The 298-nt window shown below is 37.2% G+C and carries 1 pseudogene; it reads right to left on the reverse strand.

Annotated elements, in window-relative coordinates:
* A pseudogene (locus tag CP367_RS10575) lies at positions 1-298 on the reverse strand (amino acid permease); the annotation flags it as partial.

Here is a 298-nt window from a genome sequence, read left to right on the forward strand (position 1 = left end):
CCTAAAATTCCAATAAAGAATGCCATTGTTACAAAGTTGGAGATTGGATAAAGCGGCATCTTAAAACTGGTTCCTTCAGGATTTTGCCGCCGATATTTATAATGGCACCAAAGTAAGGTCAACCAGACAAAGATGAAGCAGACCGTCGAGATGTCTGAAATAATTTCAAAAATTTTGGCTGGAAGAATAAAGTTTAAAACGACAATGATCAATAACGTTAATGATGAGAAAACTAACGATGTGACCGGCACACTTCGATTATTAACTTCGCCCATTTTTCGCGGTGCGAATTTACTAT

This window comes from Lactobacillus sp. UMNPBX16 (assembly GCF_002553775.1).
Lineage (GTDB): Bacteria > Bacillota > Bacilli > Lactobacillales > Lactobacillaceae > Lactobacillus > Lactobacillus crispatus.